The organism is Exiguobacterium sp. s5, assembly GCF_018618075.1.
Classification (GTDB): Bacteria; Bacillota; Bacilli; order Exiguobacteriales; family Exiguobacteriaceae; genus Exiguobacterium; species Exiguobacterium mexicanum_A.
This window is the reverse complement of the sequence record NZ_JACSLK010000006.1, coordinates 118359-135396: the sequence shown is the minus strand read 5'-3', so window position 1 is coordinate 135396 and position 17038 is coordinate 118359. Positions and strand designations below refer to the sequence as shown.

The 17038-nt window shown below is 52.7% G+C and carries 22 protein-coding genes and 1 tRNA gene; 13 read left to right on the top strand and 10 right to left on the bottom strand.

Translation table 11 applies throughout. The annotated features are described in order from the left end of the window. Window positions 1–22 precede the first annotated feature (22 nt). A complete protein-coding gene (locus tag KNP60_RS12760; protein WP_138859981.1) occupies window positions 23–805 on the bottom strand; it encodes an alpha/beta hydrolase in 783 nt (260 codons plus the stop codon). 125 nt (window positions 806–930) lie between these two features. Between KNP60_RS12760 and KNP60_RS12755 the strand changes: the two genes are divergently transcribed. From KNP60_RS12755 to KNP60_RS12730, 6 genes are all read left to right on the top strand, one after another. Continuing rightward, the gene (locus KNP60_RS12755) at window positions 931–1509 is read left to right on the top strand and encodes a TetR/AcrR family transcriptional regulator (protein WP_214797610.1); all 579 of its coding nucleotides are present in this window, start codon (window positions 931–933) and stop codon (window positions 1507–1509) included. Then, window positions 1506–1850 carry a DMT family transporter gene (locus KNP60_RS12750; protein WP_167491846.1) on the top strand — a complete coding sequence of 115 codons (345 nt, stop codon included), beginning with the start codon at window positions 1506–1508 and terminating at the stop codon, window positions 1848–1850. Before KNP60_RS12755 ends, KNP60_RS12750 begins: the two co-directional genes overlap by 4 nt. Continuing rightward, window positions 1847–2161 (top strand): DMT family transporter, encoded by a 315-nt coding sequence (locus KNP60_RS12745; protein ID WP_021065258.1) that lies wholly within the window; start codon window positions 1847–1849, stop codon window positions 2159–2161. Before KNP60_RS12750 ends, KNP60_RS12745 begins: the two co-directional genes overlap by 4 nt. A 67-nt stretch (window positions 2162–2228) precedes the next feature. Beyond that, window positions 2229–2786: a GNAT family N-acetyltransferase gene (locus tag KNP60_RS12740; protein WP_029596076.1), complete on the top strand. Its 558-nt coding sequence runs from the start codon at window positions 2229–2231 to the stop codon at window positions 2784–2786. Between the two features lie 87 nt (window positions 2787–2873). Next, window positions 2874–2946: transfer RNA gene (locus KNP60_RS12735), tRNA-Val, on the top strand. Between the two features lie 157 nt (window positions 2947–3103). Beyond that, complete coding sequence (locus KNP60_RS12730; protein WP_034781214.1) at window positions 3104–3808, top strand: DUF554 domain-containing protein; 705 nt, start codon at window positions 3104–3106, stop codon at window positions 3806–3808. 46 nt (window positions 3809–3854) lie between these two features. On the opposite strand, the gene KNP60_RS12725 is transcribed toward KNP60_RS12730, so the two are convergent. From KNP60_RS12725 to KNP60_RS12710, 4 genes are all read right to left on the bottom strand, one after another. Further along, window positions 3855–4052 carry a FeoB-associated Cys-rich membrane protein gene (locus KNP60_RS12725; protein ID WP_214797609.1) on the bottom strand — a complete coding sequence of 66 codons (198 nt, stop codon included), beginning with the start codon at window positions 4050–4052 and terminating at the stop codon, window positions 3855–3857. A 15-nt stretch (window positions 4053–4067) separates the two neighbouring features. Beyond that, window positions 4068–6044, bottom strand: a complete 1977-nt coding sequence (gene feoB, locus KNP60_RS12720) for a ferrous iron transport protein B (RefSeq protein WP_214797608.1) — start codon at window positions 6042–6044, stop codon at window positions 4068–4070. Then, a complete protein-coding gene (locus tag KNP60_RS12715; protein WP_214754283.1) occupies window positions 6041–6277 on the bottom strand; it encodes a FeoA family protein in 237 nt (78 codons plus the stop codon). Before KNP60_RS12715 ends, feoB begins: the two co-directional genes overlap by 4 nt. 186 nt (window positions 6278–6463) lie before the next feature. Continuing rightward, complete coding sequence (locus KNP60_RS12710) at window positions 6464–7261, bottom strand: pyrroline-5-carboxylate reductase family protein (RefSeq protein WP_214797607.1); 798 nt, start codon at window positions 7259–7261, stop codon at window positions 6464–6466. 205 nt (window positions 7262–7466) lie between these two features. Here KNP60_RS12710 and yidD point away from each other — a divergent pair, with 205 nt between their 5' ends. Then, window positions 7467–7736 carry a membrane protein insertion efficiency factor YidD gene (gene yidD / locus KNP60_RS12705; protein WP_034781204.1) on the top strand — a complete coding sequence of 90 codons (270 nt, stop codon included), beginning with the start codon at window positions 7467–7469 and terminating at the stop codon, window positions 7734–7736. Window positions 7737–7867: 131 nt separating this feature from the next. Further along, window positions 7868–9226, top strand: a complete 1359-nt coding sequence (locus tag KNP60_RS12700) for an alanine/glycine:cation symporter family protein (RefSeq protein WP_214712218.1) — start codon at window positions 7868–7870, stop codon at window positions 9224–9226. Between the two features lie 18 nt (window positions 9227–9244). Here KNP60_RS12700 and KNP60_RS12695 read toward each other — a convergent pair whose 3' ends face one another. After that, window positions 9245–9604 (bottom strand): potassium channel family protein, encoded by a 360-nt coding sequence (locus KNP60_RS12695; protein ID WP_034781199.1) that lies wholly within the window; start codon window positions 9602–9604, stop codon window positions 9245–9247. An 83-nt stretch (window positions 9605–9687) separates the two neighbouring features. Here KNP60_RS12695 and cypC point away from each other — a divergent pair, with 83 nt between their 5' ends. Continuing rightward, the gene (cypC, locus tag KNP60_RS12690; RefSeq protein ID WP_214797606.1) at window positions 9688–10929 is read left to right on the top strand and encodes a CYP152 family fatty-acid peroxygenase CypC; all 1242 of its coding nucleotides are present in this window, start codon (window positions 9688–9690) and stop codon (window positions 10927–10929) included. A gap of 16 nt (window positions 10930–10945) precedes the next feature. Here cypC and KNP60_RS12685 read toward each other — a convergent pair whose 3' ends face one another. After that, window positions 10946–11695: a sugar nucleotide-binding protein gene (locus KNP60_RS12685; RefSeq protein WP_214797605.1), complete on the bottom strand. Its 750-nt coding sequence runs from the start codon at window positions 11693–11695 to the stop codon at window positions 10946–10948. A gap of 100 nt (window positions 11696–11795) precedes the next feature. On the opposite strand from KNP60_RS12685, the gene KNP60_RS12680 reads away from it, so the two are divergent. Then, window positions 11796–12350: a GNAT family N-acetyltransferase gene (locus tag KNP60_RS12680; protein ID WP_214797604.1), complete on the top strand. Its 555-nt coding sequence runs from the start codon at window positions 11796–11798 to the stop codon at window positions 12348–12350. Between the two features lie 108 nt (window positions 12351–12458). Next, a complete protein-coding gene (locus KNP60_RS12675) occupies window positions 12459–13268 on the top strand; it encodes a DUF368 domain-containing protein (protein ID WP_214712213.1) in 810 nt (269 codons plus the stop codon). Between the two features lie 64 nt (window positions 13269–13332). Here KNP60_RS12675 and KNP60_RS12670 read toward each other — a convergent pair whose 3' ends face one another. Both KNP60_RS12670 and KNP60_RS12665 read right to left on the bottom strand, forming a co-directional pair. Beyond that, on the bottom strand, window positions 13333–13887 hold the full coding sequence (locus tag KNP60_RS12670) for a methyltransferase family protein (protein WP_034781189.1): 555 nt from the start codon (window positions 13885–13887) through the stop codon (window positions 13333–13335). Window positions 13888–14003: 116 nt separating this feature from the next. Next, complete coding sequence (locus KNP60_RS12665) at window positions 14004–14852, bottom strand: ABC transporter ATP-binding protein (RefSeq protein WP_034781188.1); 849 nt, start codon at window positions 14850–14852, stop codon at window positions 14004–14006. Between the two features lie 189 nt (window positions 14853–15041). Between KNP60_RS12665 and KNP60_RS12660 the strand changes: the two genes are divergently transcribed. Next, on the top strand, window positions 15042–16091 hold the full coding sequence (locus tag KNP60_RS12660; RefSeq protein ID WP_034781187.1) for an NAD(P)/FAD-dependent oxidoreductase: 1050 nt from the start codon (window positions 15042–15044) through the stop codon (window positions 16089–16091). 9 nt (window positions 16092–16100) lie between these two features. Here the strand turns inward: KNP60_RS12660 and KNP60_RS12655 are convergent, their stop codons facing one another. Further along, complete coding sequence (locus KNP60_RS12655) at window positions 16101–16517, bottom strand: VOC family protein (protein ID WP_214754276.1); 417 nt, start codon at window positions 16515–16517, stop codon at window positions 16101–16103. 102 nt (window positions 16518–16619) lie between these two features. Between KNP60_RS12655 and KNP60_RS12650 the strand changes: the two genes are divergently transcribed. Beyond that, the gene (locus KNP60_RS12650) at window positions 16620–16991 is read left to right on the top strand and encodes a hypothetical protein (RefSeq protein WP_034781184.1); all 372 of its coding nucleotides are present in this window, start codon (window positions 16620–16622) and stop codon (window positions 16989–16991) included. Window positions 16992–17038 lie beyond the last annotated feature (47 nt).

Sequence of the window (17038 nt, the reverse complement as noted above, 5' to 3'; positions counted from 1 at the left end):
TTCGTGGAATTCGTCTCTTTTTTCATGTCAATTCATAGAGGAAGGCGAGGGCGTTCGGTAGCCGACGCCGCCACGCGATCTCGTTATGGACGGCACCGGGCTCGACTTCATAGCGGAAGGCGATCCCTGTTCGCGCGACCGTCTCGACGAGTTTCGCATTCGTATAAAGGTAATCCTCGGGCGTGATCGGTCCGCTCGTCTCGTTCGTCCCGATGTCCATATAGAGACGCGCCGTCACATCGGCCTGCTTCACTTCCCGAATGAGGGAGTCGAGATTGGCCCAAGCGGCTGTCGAGAGCGAGCCGACGCGCCGGATGGACGGATAGGCCGTCATCATATAGAGCGAGATGACCCCGCCCATCGAGCTGCCCATCACGCCGACGTCGTCCGGGTCGGTCGCGTAGCGCTCATCAATCCACGGCTTCAACTCTTGCATGAGCCAGTCGGCGTAAGCACGCCCTTTACCCCCGAGCGTGGGCCGTGTCTTGGCGAGTTCCGGTCCGATCCGCCGGTATAGCATCTCATCCTCATAAAATGAATACTCATCGTAGCGGTCGAGCCAGTCTGGGGCACTCGCGATGGCGACGACCATGAGCGGCAATTGTAAGTCCTCGATGTGGCGGTCGATCGACCAACCTTCGCCGATTGTGGCGGTCTTGCCGTCGAACACGTTTTGACCGTCGTGCATATAGAGGACCGGGATCCGCTCGTCAGCCGAAACAAAGTCGGGACGATAGACGCGGACGATCCGTTTCCGGCCGCGTGTCGTCTCGGTCGGTAACGTAAAGCTGAATTGCTCAAGCATATAAAGCGCTCCTTTCCCATTCACTTTCTCCATTTTGCCGGGTGGAACCGGGGAATGCAATCCGTACACTTGACTACCTACCGTTCGTTAGGTAAGGTAGTGAGAGAGAAAGGGGACGATCTGTGATGAATACGAAACAACGAATCGAACTGGCGGCGCGGCGCCGGTTTGCGCTTGAAGGATATGAAGGCTTGTCGCTCGCCTCGCTCGCTGAGGATGTCGGCATCAAAAAGGCGTCGCTATACGCCCATATCGAAGGGAAAGAACAATTGTTCAAGCAAGTCGTCGAGGACATGGGGAACCGTTATGCACACATCTGGCAGGAGGCACGGGACGCTTCCGTTGACGCTGCGCCGCTCGAGCGGATCGAGGCGATCGTCGAGGCGTTGATTCGCTTCTTTGAAGAGGAAGAGACGTGGATGCTGACGAAGCGGATGTTGCTCGTCCCACCGCCCGAGTTGCGATCGTTCATCGAGACGACGCTCGGTTCGGTCGAGACGGAATTGCAAGCGTTCGAGAAAGAACAGTTTCGATTGGCGATGGAACAAGGCGCCTTACCCGAACAGTCACTCGAGGACGTGTATGACGCGTACTATTGTTTTCTAGACGGGGCGCTTCTTTCGCTCTTCAAGCTTGAGACGAATCGCGTCAAACGGCAACGGGCCGCATTCACGATTTTTAAGAAAGGAGTCGGTTGGACATGAAACAAGATCAACTAGCCTGGGTTTGGCTCGTGCTCGCCGGTCTGCTCGAAATCGTTTGGGCGACGACGATGAAGCTGTCGAACGGGTTCACGGTGCTCGGTCCGAGCGTGATGACGATTCTATTATTGATTGTGAGTTTTGGATTGTTGGCGATGTCGTTCCGCACCTTACCGGCCGGGACGGGGTACGCCGTCTTTACCGGCATCGGAGCCGTCGGAACGGTCATCGTCGGGGCGCTCTTGTTCGACGAGGCGCTCACCGGGATGAAGCTCGTCTTTATCATCACGCTTCTGATCGGTGTGGTCGGACTGAAACAAGTGACGGGAGGTGAGTCGGCATGAGTTGGGTATTTTTGATTGGTGCGGGTCTTGCTGAGATGATGGCCGTCTTTTGGATGGGTAAATCAAAAGGCTATCAGATTGTTAAATGGTCGATCTTGTCGGTCGGAACGTTTGCCTTAAGCTTTTATTTATTGTCGCGTTCGCTCGAGACGCTCCCGCTCGGATTGGCGTATTCGATTTGGGTCGGGATTGGGGCGGCCGGCGGGGTCGTGCTCGGCATGCTGTACTTGAACGAATCCCGGGACCGGTGGCGCATCTTCTTCTTATTGCTTATTATCGGAAGCGTCATCGGATTGAAAGTTGTCGCGTGATCAGGATTAGCTTCGAATAAAAACGGGAATTGAATAGTTCAGACTGTGAACGAAAGGGGCGGGGACGATGAGTCATATCAAACTGCAATCCGAGCGTCTACGACTCGAACCTTACACGATTGCTGATTTTTATTTCGTGAAATCGCTACTCCAAGATCCGCGCGTGATGCGTTTCATTAGCCCGGACGGAAAGCCATATACGGATGAACAGACGATCGAATGGTTCGAGCGCCAGTTGGCCCGCTATCAGACGGGTCGTCAAACCGGGTTGCTCAAATTGATGTCGCATGAAAATGACGAGCCGATCGGTCATGCCGGCACGTTGCTCCATGAACTCGACGGCACGATTGAACTTGAAGTCGGATATTGGTTGGCGCCGAAGCATTGGCATATGGGCTACGGACGCGAGGCAGCGGCTCGCCTTATGCGTCATGCGTTCGAAGAAGGTGAGAAAGAGATCATTTCCTTGATTCATCCGGATAACGTCCCATCGCAACGAGTCGCGAAAGCGAACGGATTGCATTGGGACCGTGACACCGAGTATCAAGGCATGCTCGTCTCGGTATATGCCGGTGATTTAGAGCGGTTATGCCGCCATATGAAACGGGAAGAAATGACGCGTTGAAAAAAAGTAAAAAAAGTTTTAAAAAACAGTTGCCAAGGCATTAGTTTCTTGATATATTAATAGTGTCCTTAAGAGAGGACACGACCTGATTCTGTAGCTCAGCTGGGAGAGCGCTACCTTGACAGGGTAGAGGTCGCTGGTTCGAGCCCAGTCAGAATCACTTGGGTGCCAAACCCGATGCGAAACCCATAGGAACGTGGGTTTCCGCGACGCCACTTCTTGCGAGAAGTGGCTTTTTTTGTTTTTCTTTCAATTGACAGTCTACATACACAGTTGGTATATTCCTCTCAATACATACAGAAACGGGGAGTTATACGATGGTCTTAACCGGAACAATCGTCAACGCGGCGTTGATCGTGATTGGCACATTACTTGGACTTTTATTTCACCGCATCCCCGAACGAATGAAAGAGACGGTCACCGCAGCCATCGGTCTCGCCGTCGTCTTGCTGGGGATTCAAATGGGGATGAAGAGTGAGAACTTTTTAATCGTCATCGGCAGTCTCGTCATCGGGGCGGCGCTCGGCGAATGGTGGAAACTTGATGAGAAGTTGAACGAGGTCGGCTATCAATTAGAACGCCGACTCGGCGGCAAGAGCAAGTCGAGTATCGCCGAAGGCTTCATCACGGCGACGCTCATCTTCGTCATCGGGGCGATGGCGGTCATCGGTGCACTCGACAGTGGATTGCGTGGGGACCATGATGTCCTCTATACAAAAGGATTGATTGACGGCTTCACGGCACTCGTCCTTAGCTCGACGCTAGGGATTGGGGTCATGTTCTCGGCCGTCCCGGTTCTCTTATACCAAGGGGCAATCGCCTTGCTCGCCATCCAAATCATGAAGTTTATCCCTGAATCGCTCATGGATGACTTTATTTTAGAAATGACAGCGACCGGCGGCGTCATGATCGTCGCAATCGGTTTAAATTTGGTCGGCATCACTCGGATTCGCGTCGCGAATCTATTGCCGGGGATTTTGATGGTCGCCGTCATCGTCACCGTGTTACATATCTTTCAATGAACAAATGGACGGGCGCAAAAAACGCGCCCGTCCATTTTTGTATAGGTCATGACTTTTTTGAGTTGGAACGTAAAGCCTCGGTGATGAGTTGATCCCAGTCGGCGGCCTCACAGGATGATGTGCACGTCGGTTTGATCTCACAAGTGGCACATTTCCCGGCTTTTGCTTTTCGTGTGTATCGATAAAGCGCATAAACGGCGTATCCGAAGACGCCAAGGCCAATCAATAGATCAAATAAAGACATCTCATTTCCTCCTTGTCACGAAAATCCGAGTAGACGGCCGATTTGGTAGATGAGCAACGATACGACATACGCCACGCCTAATCCGTAAAGGCTAGCGACCCATGTCAGCTTGGCGCTTCCTACCTCACGCCGAATGACAGCAACGGTCGCCAGGCACGGCACATAAAGCAAGACGAACGCCATGAAGCTATACGCGCTCAACGGAGTGAACACGGGAAATAATGAAGCCGACAAATCGGATTCACTGACCGCATAGATGATCGCCATCGTCGAAACGACGACTTCTTTCGCCAAAAAACCGGTGATGAGTGCAGCGCCCGCTTGCCATGTCCCAAATCCGAGCGGTACCAACAACGTCGCGATGACGCCACCGACCATGGCGAGAAAACTCTCGTCCATCGGCACGTCGAACCCATTTGGGCCGGAATAAGCGAGCAACCAAATGAAGACGGAACCTCCAAAGATGAACGTACCGGCTTTTCGGACGAACCCTTTTGCTTTTTGCCACGTGCTGCGCCAAAGCGTCAACCCCTGAGGGACCCGGTAAGGAGGTTGTTCGACGATAAAGAGGCTATTTCGGTCTTCTGCGGCCAAGAGGGACGTAAAAATTTTAGCGATGATCAATGCCAAGATGATTCCTAACATATAGAGCGACAGGACGACGAGCGCTTGATTCGATGCAAAAAAGCTAGCAGCAAAGACGGCGTAAATCGGTAGACGTGCAGAGCAAGACATGAACGGTGAAATGAATATCGTCACCAGCCGTTCGCGCTCCTCCTCGATCGTTCGGGCGGCCATGATACCCGGGACGTTGCAGCCGAAGCCGATGATCATCGGGATGAAGCTTTTCCCGTTCAGTCCAACGAGTTGCATGAAACGATCCATGACGATGGCGACGCGCGCCATATACCCTGAGTCCTCTAAGAATGAGATGAAGAAAAAGAGCACAAAGATTTGCGGTACGAAGACGAGGACGCCACCGACACCGGCGATCACACCTTCGATGATCAATGCCTGGATGAAGGACGAGGTCCCGAGCGTTTGTAACAACCAGCTCGTTCCCGATGTGACGGGACCGGTCAACAATCCATCCAATACATCGGATAAGGGCGCGCCGACCCAGTTGAACGTGATATGGAACAAGCTATAGAGCACCGCGAAGAAAATCGGTAAGCCCCAGATCGGATGTGTGACGACGGCATCGATGCGATCAGTCAGCGTGACGCGCCGGGTATTCCGTTCCTCGACGACGTGCTGACGAACGTCTTTCGTCCACTCGCGTCTTCGTTCCGTGATATGGGCATGAGCGAAGCGACCGAGTTTCATTTCCAACGTCTTTCGAATCGCGAGAACGGTTGGTGCTGAAGACTCAAGTAGCTCGGAAATGACACGGTTTCCAGCCAAGTATTGGACAGCGACCCAGCGGTCACGGTCGGAGCGGCCGGTCGCGTCCAAAATTTGTTGAATCGCTCGTTCGGTATCTTGCCCGTAATCAAGGATGAACGGGTCGCGTGGTTTCGATTGAAGCGAGGATAAAAGGACATCACAACCGGCTCCGGTGCGCGCTGTGATGGGGAAAATATCGACGTTCAACCGTTCGCGCAACCGTTCTAAATTGATGGTGATGCCTCTTCCTTCGGCGACATCGACCATGTTCAATCCGATTTGGAGCGGGCGCCCCATTTCGAGCAGCTGGAGCGTCAATTGTAAATTGCGTTCGAATTGTGAGGCGTCGATGATGTTGAACAGCCCATCGAACGGTTCCTGTAACAGGAACCGCGAGACGATCGCTTCGTCAGCCGACAGCGGGTCTAAGTCATAGACACCCGGCAAGTCGATTAGCTGCCCGATGTTGCCATGCAATTGTCCGACTTTCTGTTCGACGGTGACGCCGGACCAGTTTCCGACGTGGGCGAAAGAACCTGTCAATCGATTGAACAATGACGTTTTTCCGGTATTCGGGTTCCCGATGAGGGCGATTCGTTGGGTCATGGGACAATCACCTCGATTTGTTCGGCGTCACAACGACGAATCGCAATCATTTGTTGATGTTCGATTTGTTCGATGGTGAGCGGTCCGGATAGGATGGCCCGACGTTTGATCCGTATGGAACAGCCCTCATAAAACCCTAAAGCAATCATGCGACGGCGCAGACGATCATCAATTCTCGTCAAATCGGATATGAACACAGGCTGATGCAACGGAATGGCAAGTAGTGAACGCATTGAGATCTCTCCATATTCATTAAATGATAATTGTTCTCAATCAGTAGCATACCATGCCCTTTGTCGTTGGAAGTTCCCATAATATGTGGATTTTATGACTTATCGAGCATACGAAGGGAAACGAAAAAACACCCGCTAGACGTCAGAACGTAACGTTCGACTTCTAGCGGGCATTTCATTCAATGGTTACGTTCTTTCAATCGGTACGTCAATCGCTTCATGGTCTTCTTTCGCGCTTTCACGTAGTGCGGATGACATGACGTCAGCCAAGTCGCGTGTGCGAAGGACACCGACACCCCGATCGGTCGGACCGTCCGGCGCGGCCACATCTGCGATCAAGTCGTTCGTCGGCCGTGTCTCATGGAGGAGAAGCTCAGCTGATCCTTTCATCGCTTGGGCGACGATTTGACGGGCTGTCGTTTCGTCAAATCCTGCTTCCGTCAAGACCGGTGTCATCGACCCGACAATCTCGTAAAAGAAAGCGGGGCTACAACCGGCGGCGGCCATAAAGGCCGACATCGTCTTCGCATCAGTCACAGCTGTACGACCAACACGCTCAAACAACGCCGTCGCCGTTTCACGGACCGTATCATCGGTCTCGGGTCCGAACCAGAGTCCGGTCATCCCGTTTTGATAAGCCACTGGCGTATTCGGCATCGCGCAGACGGCAGGGAGACCTGACGCCTCTTCAATTTCGCTCGGTTCGATATGAGCCGCTACGGAGACGAGGAGCGGTGTGGTCCACGTCTTCGAGCTTACATATGGAAGCACCCCGTCCGGTTGCATCGCAAGGACGACAATGTCATACGCGTTGACATCCTCTTCGTCGACGATTTGCACGCCGAGCTCAGTGTGAAGTTCTGTAAGACGTGTCCGGTCACTCCGGTTCGTCATCGTGATTTGTTCAGGAGACAGGCCTGAGGCTAACCATCCGCGGACGAGTGACTCGCTCATCGATCCTGCTCCTACCATTAAAATATTCATAATCGTCACCTCTTCATATAGATTCGGTCGTGTACATGTTGCCTATCATAACAAATGATACGTCAAATAGCGCCTCTCGTGCTCAAATTGTAAAACAAAGGAAAAACGTGACACCGTCTTGTCACTGGATTGTCGCAGACGTCACGGATGACAAGTCGAACCGGTCGAGCTATCATGGCAGTAATCAATCAGGAGGCGATGAAACGTGAAACGAGTGTTAGTCCGGGGGATTCAAGGGTATCAACGCTTCATTTCTCCGTTGAAACCACCGACGTGTCGGTTTTATCCGAGTTGTTCGCATTATGGGATCGAGGCGATCGAGAAACATGGTGCACTCAAAGGTGGTTATTTGACGACGCGCCGGCTCATGCGTTGCCAACCGTTCCATTCGGGCGGGCTCGACTACGTGCCGGACGAGTTCGATTGGAAGGCGCCGTTACAACGTGAAAAACCCCCATCTCAGCGAGACGTCTAATCGACGGCTCGCTGTTTTAGATACAGCCCCTCTTTCTCTGACTTGTTTTATCACAATACTTTTGACAATCTTCTAAGTATTCTGAAAAAATAGAGATGTACTCATTACATACGGGGAAAGGGGAATACAACATGGGTCAATCGTTCAGTGAACTCATCGGTACGATTTCAAACTTTGTGTGGGGACCACCGTTATTGATTTTGCTTGTGGGGACAGGCATTTATTTGACGGTACGTCTCGGGGGAATTCAAATCACGAAGTTGCCTTACGCATTGAAGCTCGCATTCTCTAAAAATCAGGACAAGTCATCGAAAGGGGACATCAGTCACTTCCAAGCACTCATGACCGCGCTCGCGGCTACGGTCGGTACGGGGAATATCGTCGGGGTCGCGACGGCCGTCGTGCTCGGTGGGCCAGGCGCGATCGTCTGGATGTGGGTATCCGGTTTCTTCGGAATGGCGACCAAATACGCGGAAGCCGTGCTCGCGGTCAAATATCGGGTCACTGATGAGCGGGGACAAATGGCTGGGGGACCAATGTATTACTTGGAGCGCGGCTTGAAACAGCGCTGGCTCGCCGTCGCCTTCGCGGGGTTCGCTTCCCTCGCGGCGTTCGGGATTGGAAACGGGGTACAGACGAATTCGGTGGCGATGGCACTCCAAACGACGTTTGATGTGCCGCTTTACGTATCCGGTATCTTGATCATGATCTTCACGGGTGCGGTCATCTTAGGTGGTGTCAAATCGATCGGACGCGTCGTCAGTTACTTCGTACCGGTCATGATCGTCTTTTATCTCGGCAGTGGATTATTGATTATGATTATGAACTATACGCTCATTCCAGATGCGATTTCACTCATCTTCAGCAGCACGTTAAGCGCCGAGGCAATTGGTGGAGGAGCGATCGGGGCGGCGATTCGTTACGGGGTGGCCCGCGGCGTCTTCTCGAACGAGGCCGGTCTTGGATCGGCCCCAATCGCGGCGGCGGCGGCCAAGACGGATATGCCAGGACGTCAGGCACTCGTCTCGATGACGCAAGTGTTCCTCGATACGCTCATCGTCTGTTCGGTCACAGGGATCACGCTCGTCATGGGCGGACAAATCGGGTCGGGGCTCGAAGGGGTCGCGTTGACGACGGCGACGTTTGAGCAATTCTTAGGGCCGGCTGGCGGATATATCGTGACAATCGGCCTCGTCATGTTCGCCTATTCGACGGTGCTCGGATGGTCGTATTATGGAGAACGTTCGATTCACTACTTGTTCGGCCAGAAATCGATTATTCCGTATCGCATCGCCTTCGTCCTCGTGGCCGGACTCGGCGCGATGACGACGAACCTTAACTTGGTCTGGGCCCTTTCCGATGTGTTTAACGGTTTGATGGCCATCCCGAACTTGATTGGTCTGCTGTTCTTGTCGGGTGTTGTGATCGCCGAGACGAAACGGTTCAATCAGCAACTCGAGCTCGAAAATCGAAATCGAAAAGCATCTTAACGAAACACGCCACCGTCTTCAAGGAGACGGTGGCGTGTTTCGTTTGCGGACCTCTTCGAGTCGCGCTTGCTGGAGGTGGTCAAAGACTTTGGTGATGAAGCCGACCATGATGCCGACACCAGTAATGACGTAGCCGATCGTGAACACTTTACCGAGATCGGTCGTCGGGACGAAATCCCCATAGCCGATCGTCGTGAGCGTGACGACGCTGAAATACAAGGCGTCAAGCCAACGCATGTCCTCGAACCGTGAATAAAATAGTGTCCCCGAGACGATGGTCAGAAGGGCGAGACTGAACAACACTTGAAACTCAGCGTCTTTCAGACCGCGCCAGATTCCGCGAAACATGCGACGAAATGTCAAAATAAATGAGAGCATTCGCCCGCCTCCTTTCTTTATAGGTTTGTTCGCTAATAACAGGGGAACATCCTCTATAGAAAAGTTGGAAAGGATGATACATCATGACACGACCGATCCCGAAAGAACAAGGGCTCGACCATAGCTTGGCGTTCCTCCGGGAGGGCTACTTGTATGTCCCGAACCGCAGAAAAAGCTTTCAGTCAAACCTATTCGAAACGCGTTTGCTTGGGGAGCGAGCAATCTGTCTCGGTGGTGCCGAGGCAGCCGCTTTATTTTATGACGCGGACAAATTCGTTCGGCAAGACGCGGCACCGAAGCGGTTGCTGAAGACGTTGTTCGGGGAGGACGGGGTGCAGACGCTGGACGGTGCGGCGCATGCACATCGAAAAAAGATGTTCATGTCGCTCATGTTCCCAGGAAATATCGAGCGACTGACGAGACTTGTCAGCCGTGAATGGGAACGAGCGCTCGATGCGGCCGAAGACGAAACAATACTCTATGATATGGCGCAAGAAGTCCTCATGCGGGCCGTTTGTGAATGGGCTGGGGTCCCGCTCGGCGAGCATGAAGTGAAACAGCGGACGGATGAGATGCGGTTGTTGTTCGAATCGGGGACGGCCCTTGGACCAAAGCACATACGTGGACGAGCGGCCCGGTCGTCGGCCGAGTCTTGGGTTCGGAAGATGGTCGAGGAAGTGCGGACGAACCGGTTGCTTCCGAACGAACAGACAGCACTGTATGAATTTTCATGGCATCGTGATGAGGCCGGGGAGCTGCTTCCGGCTGATGTCGTGGCGGTCGAGGTGATCAATATTATACGACCGACCGTGGCGGTGTCGATTTACGTCTTGTTCACTGTGCTCGCGTTGCATCAGTTTCCGGAGGCTCGTGCCCGGTTGGCCTACGGCGAGACGGATTCGACATGGTTCGTCCAAGAAGTCCGGCGCTTTTATCCGTTCTTCCCGGTGACGGCTGCGCGCGTCAAACAGGACTTTGAATGGGATGGGTTTGCGTTCGAGCAAGGGACGCTCGTCTTGCTCGACTTGTATGGGACGAACCACGACCCAGCGCATTGGACGGAACCCGAACAGTTCAATCCAGACCGGTTCAAAGGTTGGACCGAGAGCCCGTTCACGTTCATCCCTCAAGGTGGCGGGGATGTGGATTTTGGGCATCGCTGCGCCGGGGAACATGTGACGATCGCCATCATGCGGGAAACGATCGACGTGTTCTTGAACCGCTATCGCTATGAGGTACCGTCTCAAGACCTTAGTTATAGTTTTGTGGACTTACCGAGTTTGCCGAAAAGCGGGCTCGTATTGAAACAGATTGAACGCAAATGAGTCGCCGAGAGGCGACTCATTTTGTGTGCAAGGCTAACCGTTTCGTGATCGGTTGGATTGTGATGTTCGTGTCGACCATACGGTTATCCCGTTTCGGTTCGTCGGTTCGTTCGATTTGCCATGATGTGTCATGCAACTCTTTCAAGCCGAGTGCGATGTCATAGAGGGAATGGCTCGGGTTGCCGTTCAATTGATACAGTCCCGGCCCACGTTTCGTCAAAATCTCGAACAAGGCGTCCGCCGTATCTTCTAAAAACGAGCAGGACGGGTACCAGTGTGCGCTCGCGACGATTACACCTTTTCGCTTCATCTCGGTCTCGAAATAATCCATCATATTGTTCGAACCGGGACCGTCCCCGATTTGCCAACCGAGGCGGACGATTTGGGCACCGGGATTAGTCCGGGCGATGGTTTCTTCACACGCCCGTTTATAGGTACCATATTCATCTGTTGCATCGGGCGGTGTGTCCGGGGTGATTGGTCCCGTCACACTGTCGGAGAAGACGGAGACGGTGCTCGTGAAGAGGAAGGGGATTTTATATTCCCCGCATAGGCGTGCGAGCGTATCGGCCCATTCGGCGGCGCCCATGCCGATATGAAGAAAATAAGTCGGGCGGACCGATTCGATAAAGGCTCGCATCTCAGCCTCGTCAGATGTGGACACTTTCGTGCGGTCCCACGCGACCGGCTCGATGCCGTGCCGCTTTAATGTACGGGCGACGACAGGGGCGACCGTCCCGTTCATGCCTGTCAAAATTGCTTTCATTACTTATTCCTCCCTTCTGTTTGTATCATCCCACACTTCACTGTCCGACAAACCCTTTGAAAGAAGCTTTGTGCTAGACTGATGGGTGGAGGCGATAAAGATGAATATTCGAAAAGCGACACCGGATGATAGCACGCAAATCGCACCGCTCGTTTACGCGGCGATTCACGAAATTGCGTATTCGTTGACCGGTACGTCAGACCAACAACAAGTACTCGAACGACTCTCGATGTGGATTGGTCAGCCCGGAAACCGCTTGAGCTACGAAAACGTTTGGGTGGCGGAAAACGAGACAGTGATGGCGGGCATTCTGATTGCCTACCACGGGGAACGGGCATCGCAGTTGGATGAACCGATCAAGGCGTGGCTCCGGACCCAAAGGCAACCGGACACGTTAGACGTCGAAACGTCAGGGGATGTGCTCTATATCGATTCGGTCGCTGTCGACTCGTCGTTCGGCGGCCGTGGGATTGGGACGAAACTGATTCAACAAGCGATTGACCATGCCCGTGAGACAGGCATCCCACAAGTCACGCTCAACGTTGACCAGACGAACCCGGCAGCCGGGCGGTTGTATGAGCGGCTCGGCTTTAAAAAAGTGAAAGAAATCGATATCTCCGGAGGACGGTTTGATTATATGGCGCTCGCGCTTTGACTGAACCGTCAATCGGTCAATTATCAGTCTTAAAACCGATGCAAAATGATTGCGACTCGGCTATACTAAATGCTTGAAATGAATCAGTAGCGAAAAAGGAGATCATGTATGGAATGGAAAAATATCCTGCGCGGCATCGCGATGGGGACGAGTGACTTGATTCCCGGTGTCAGTGGTGGGACGATTGCAGTTATTTTAGGGATTTATGACCGGTTGATCGAAGCGATCAGTGGGATTTTCAGTCGACATTGGAAACAGCATATCTTGTTCTTGATTCCGCTCGGGATCGGGATGGCGGGTGCGATTTTAGGTCTTAGCCGCGTGATCGAATTTTTGCTGCTTGAATATTACGAGCCGACCCAGTTCTTTTTCATCGGGTTGATTCTCGGGATAATCCCGTTGCTCCTGTTTGAATTTCGATCGCGTGCGGTCATGCGTCCGGTACATATCGTCGCCATGGTGATCGGGGCCATTCTTGTGGCGAGCATGGCTATCATTAAACCGGCAGATACGGCCATCATTACAGAACTTTCCACAAGTACGGCGATCTTGTTGTTCTTCTCAGGATGGCTCGGAAGTATGGCCATGTTGTTACCAGGGATTAGCGGCTCGTTCGTCTTGCTTCTCATCGGGGTCTATCCAACCGTCATCAGTGCGTTATCGAACTTGAATATTCTCATCATCGGTATCGTCGGTCTTGGGGTGGCGGTCGGTTTCATCGTCAGCAGTAAAGTGATCCGCTATTTGCTCGGCCATTTTCCAGGCATGACGTTTTCCGTCATTTTAGGCCTCGTCATCGGCTCGCTCGCGGTCGTATTCCCGGGTCTCCCGGACACGACGCTCATGTGGGTGCTCAGTATCCTCTCATTTGGGGCAGGCTTTATGATCGTCCGTCTGCTCGGACGCTTCTCTGTATAAAAAAACATGCACGACCGTCATCGATTGACGGCGTGCATGTTTTTGTTTATTCAGCGATTGTTGCTCAATAGATGAACGGGATCAATCGTTTACGCGATTTGGCCCACGTTCGATACGCGCTCCCGAAATGAGAGGTCAGCATCTTCTCTTCGATGTGAATTCGCCATAACAGCGCTAAACCAATCGAGAATGTGCCGAATAAGGCGATGCCCCAATGCGTGAAGTAAAGTGAAAACCCGAGTGTGATAAACAAGAGCCCTGTGTAGAGCGGGTGACGTAAATAGCGATACGGCCCCGAACTGACGAGTTCATCCTCGGGACGGACGACGACGTGACGGGTGAACTGATGGCGCAACTGCCCGATGCCCCAATAGCGGAGCGACACTCCGGCTACGTAGCAACCGAGTCCGAGCAGACGTTGGGGAAGCGGTTGACGTACATCTGTCCAGACGGATAATCCGATGGAAACCGCAAACACGATGACCATGATCAATGAAACGATGTAAAAACTGGCGTGCTCACTGGCGCCGTCGGTCGGCTCGGACCGATTTCGGTAACGCCAAATTTCATATAGCCAAGCGACTGAGATGAGAATGAAGAACCCGTCTAACCAATCCATAGCGTGCCTCCTTTCTCAGTATCTTCCACTCAATACCCGCGTCTTCCTCCCCAAAAACGCACGCTGAATGAAAAAACGTCTCGCAATGTGCGGGACGTTAAGTAGTGCTCAGCCGATTAATGCGCGTTGGCAAGCAGTGCTGCGGCGACCTGTTTGTCGTGTTTCACTTCGTTTGTCTCTTCTTTGATCAAGTGATACGTGAGACACATCGGCTTCTCGGTCCGCGGGTCGCGACCGATGATGGCATCGATGTGGAATACTTGTCTGAGGACGAGCGGACAGATGACTTCTTCGGCCGTTCCTGTCGCGAGTACTTCGCCGTCTTTCATCGCGACGATGTGATCGGCAAAGCGAGCGGCCTGATTCAAGTCGTGGAGGACCATGACGATGGTTCGCCCTTGGTCTCGATTGAGCGTCTCGAGCAGTTCGAGTACTTCGAGCTGATGGGCCAAGTCGAGATACGTCGTCGGTTCATCCAAGAAAATCAAATCGGTCTCTTGGGCGAGCGCCATCGCAATCCATACACGCTGACGTTGTCCGCCTGAGAGGGCATCGACGCTGCGGTCTTTATAGGCGAGCGTCCCGGTCACGTCAAGCGCCCAATCAATCACTTCATGATCATGTTTCGAAAGGCGGCCAAATCCGGATTGATAAGGGAACCGGCCGTAGGAGACGAGTTCTCCAACCGTCAATCCGCCGGCACCTTCTGGCGTTTGCGGCAGGATCGCCATTTTTCGGGCGATCTCTTTCGTGTTACATTTGGCGATGTCGGCTCCGTCCAAATGGACTGAACCGTTAGACGGAGAAAGAATCCGGGTCATCGCCTTCAAGAGCGTCGATTTTCCACAGCCGTTCGGTCCGATGATCGTCGTGATTTTATGGTCGGGAATCGACAAGCTCAATTGTTTTACAATCGTCTTGTCGCCATATCCGACCTCGATATCTGTCGTATGTATCCGTGACATGATGGATTCCCCTTTCCGTAGATGACGCCCGTGATAATGATTCTCAATATCGAATCTACTATAGCAAGTGCCACACATCGTGTCAATGTTTGTTTGATGTCAAAATAGATTGTCGACAGGCGTGTTTCAAGGTATAGTGAATGAGAATGAGAATCAATGGCGCTGGAGTTTCAAGGAAGGGTGAGGGCGATGAGCGAACAAGATGTATATGATGTAACGATTATTGGGGGCGGACCAGCCGGACTATATGCGACGTTTTATAGTGGGCTTCGTGGGATGAAGACGAAATTGATTGAGTTTCAACCACATCTCGGCGGCAAAATCCATGTCTATCCAGAGAAGATGATTTGGGACGTCGGCGGGGTCACACCGACGACCGGTGCTCGCCTTATCGAACAATTGGTGGAACAAGGCTTGACGTTTGATCCGACCGTCGTGCTCGGAGAGAAAGTCGAATCGATGACGAAGGACAACCAAGGCCATTTCGTACTCGATACGACACATGGACAGCATGTTTCCAAGACGGTCATCGTCGCGACAGGAAGCGGCATCCTACAACCACAGAAAATCGATATCAGCGGGGCAGAGCGCTTCGAGGTCTCGAATTTACACTATACGGTCAAATCGCTCATGGCGTTCAAAGGAAAGACGGTATTGATCTCAGGGGGCGGCAACAGTGCCATCGACTGGGCCAATGAGCTCGAACCGATTGCTGAGCGCGTCATTTTAACGTACCGGAAAGAAGCGCTCAAGGGACATGAGTCACAAGTCGATAAGTTGCTTTGTGGCCGTGTCGACTGTCGGTTGCATACGCAAATCGAAGACCTCATCTCTCGGGATGGGACGACGATTCATGCGGTTTCGCTCGTCGATTGCGGGACGGGGGAACGTGATCTCGTAGAAGTCGACGAAGTCGTCATCAACCATGGGTACGAGCAGGATACGGCGCTGCTCGGTGATTGCGAGTTACAAGTCGAGATGGTGGATGGTTTTTACGTGAAAGGCAATGCGAGCAGCGAGTCGTCGGTGCCAGGTTTATATGCGGCTGGCGACATTTTGACGCATGAAGGGAAAGTCCACCTCATCGCGGGCGCTTTCCAAGATGCGGCCAATGCCGTCAACCGTGCAAAGACGTTCATCGATCCGGACGCCACGAAAGCGGCGATGGTGTCCTCGCACAACGAACGGTTGAAGACAAAAAACCGTGATATCATCGAGCAGGCATTACAAAAGCAGTGAGGGGCTCCCTCACTGCTTGCTTGTTGTCGGATAGTCGCACAGTTCGACGATGACGCCGCCCGAATGACGTGGGTCCATATAGATGAGACGTCGGCCTTTTGCCGTCGTCCGCAACGTGTCCTCTAAAAAGGAAATGCCGTCTCGTTTGAGCGACTCGATCGATTGAGTTAAGTCATCAACCTGGTAGGCGATATGGTGGACGCCTTTGCCTCGTGCTTTCATGAAGCGGGCGATTGGACTCGTTGGGCTCGTCGGCAACAACAGTTCAATCACATCGTCACCGACGTGGATGACGGCGATTTCCGTCTCGACGCCGACCGCTGTGTTTGTGTAGCGATCGACGAGCTTCCCTTGTAGGACGGTCGTGTAAAATGAAATCGCTTCGTCTAAATCACGGACAGCGATTCCGGTATGGTCAATGTGCATCTTGATCCCTCCTCACACTCTAGTTTGACGAAACTTGAACAAAATGTCACTTCACAACGTTTTGTCGGAATCCGATATACTGAAAGAGGGAGGGACGGCGAAATGAACGGAAAGATCACTCTTGGATTGATCAGCGCGTTCGCGCTGGTGTCATTTGTGTTTGGACTCTCACTTGCGACGTTTGTCGATTATCGGATCAATGAAGAACAAGTCGTCCTGGAACGATTGACGACACATAAAAAAATTGGTCCTGCTGAAATCTTGTCGACGGAAGTGGACTTTCATTTGAACGGTTCCAATTATGCCCTGCGTTTTACAGACGAGCCACATATCACCTATTGGTTCAGCGTGGCGGACCGCGAGATCCAATTCGATCGAATCGAATCGTTGGATCGGCGCGATACAGGACTTAGAACCGATCTTTTTGAACAGATGCCACCGCTCGCGATGGAATCGACAAACGCTGCCGAATGAAAACACGAAACGAACGAGTCCGATGAAGGACCCAGAACGTTTCGTGT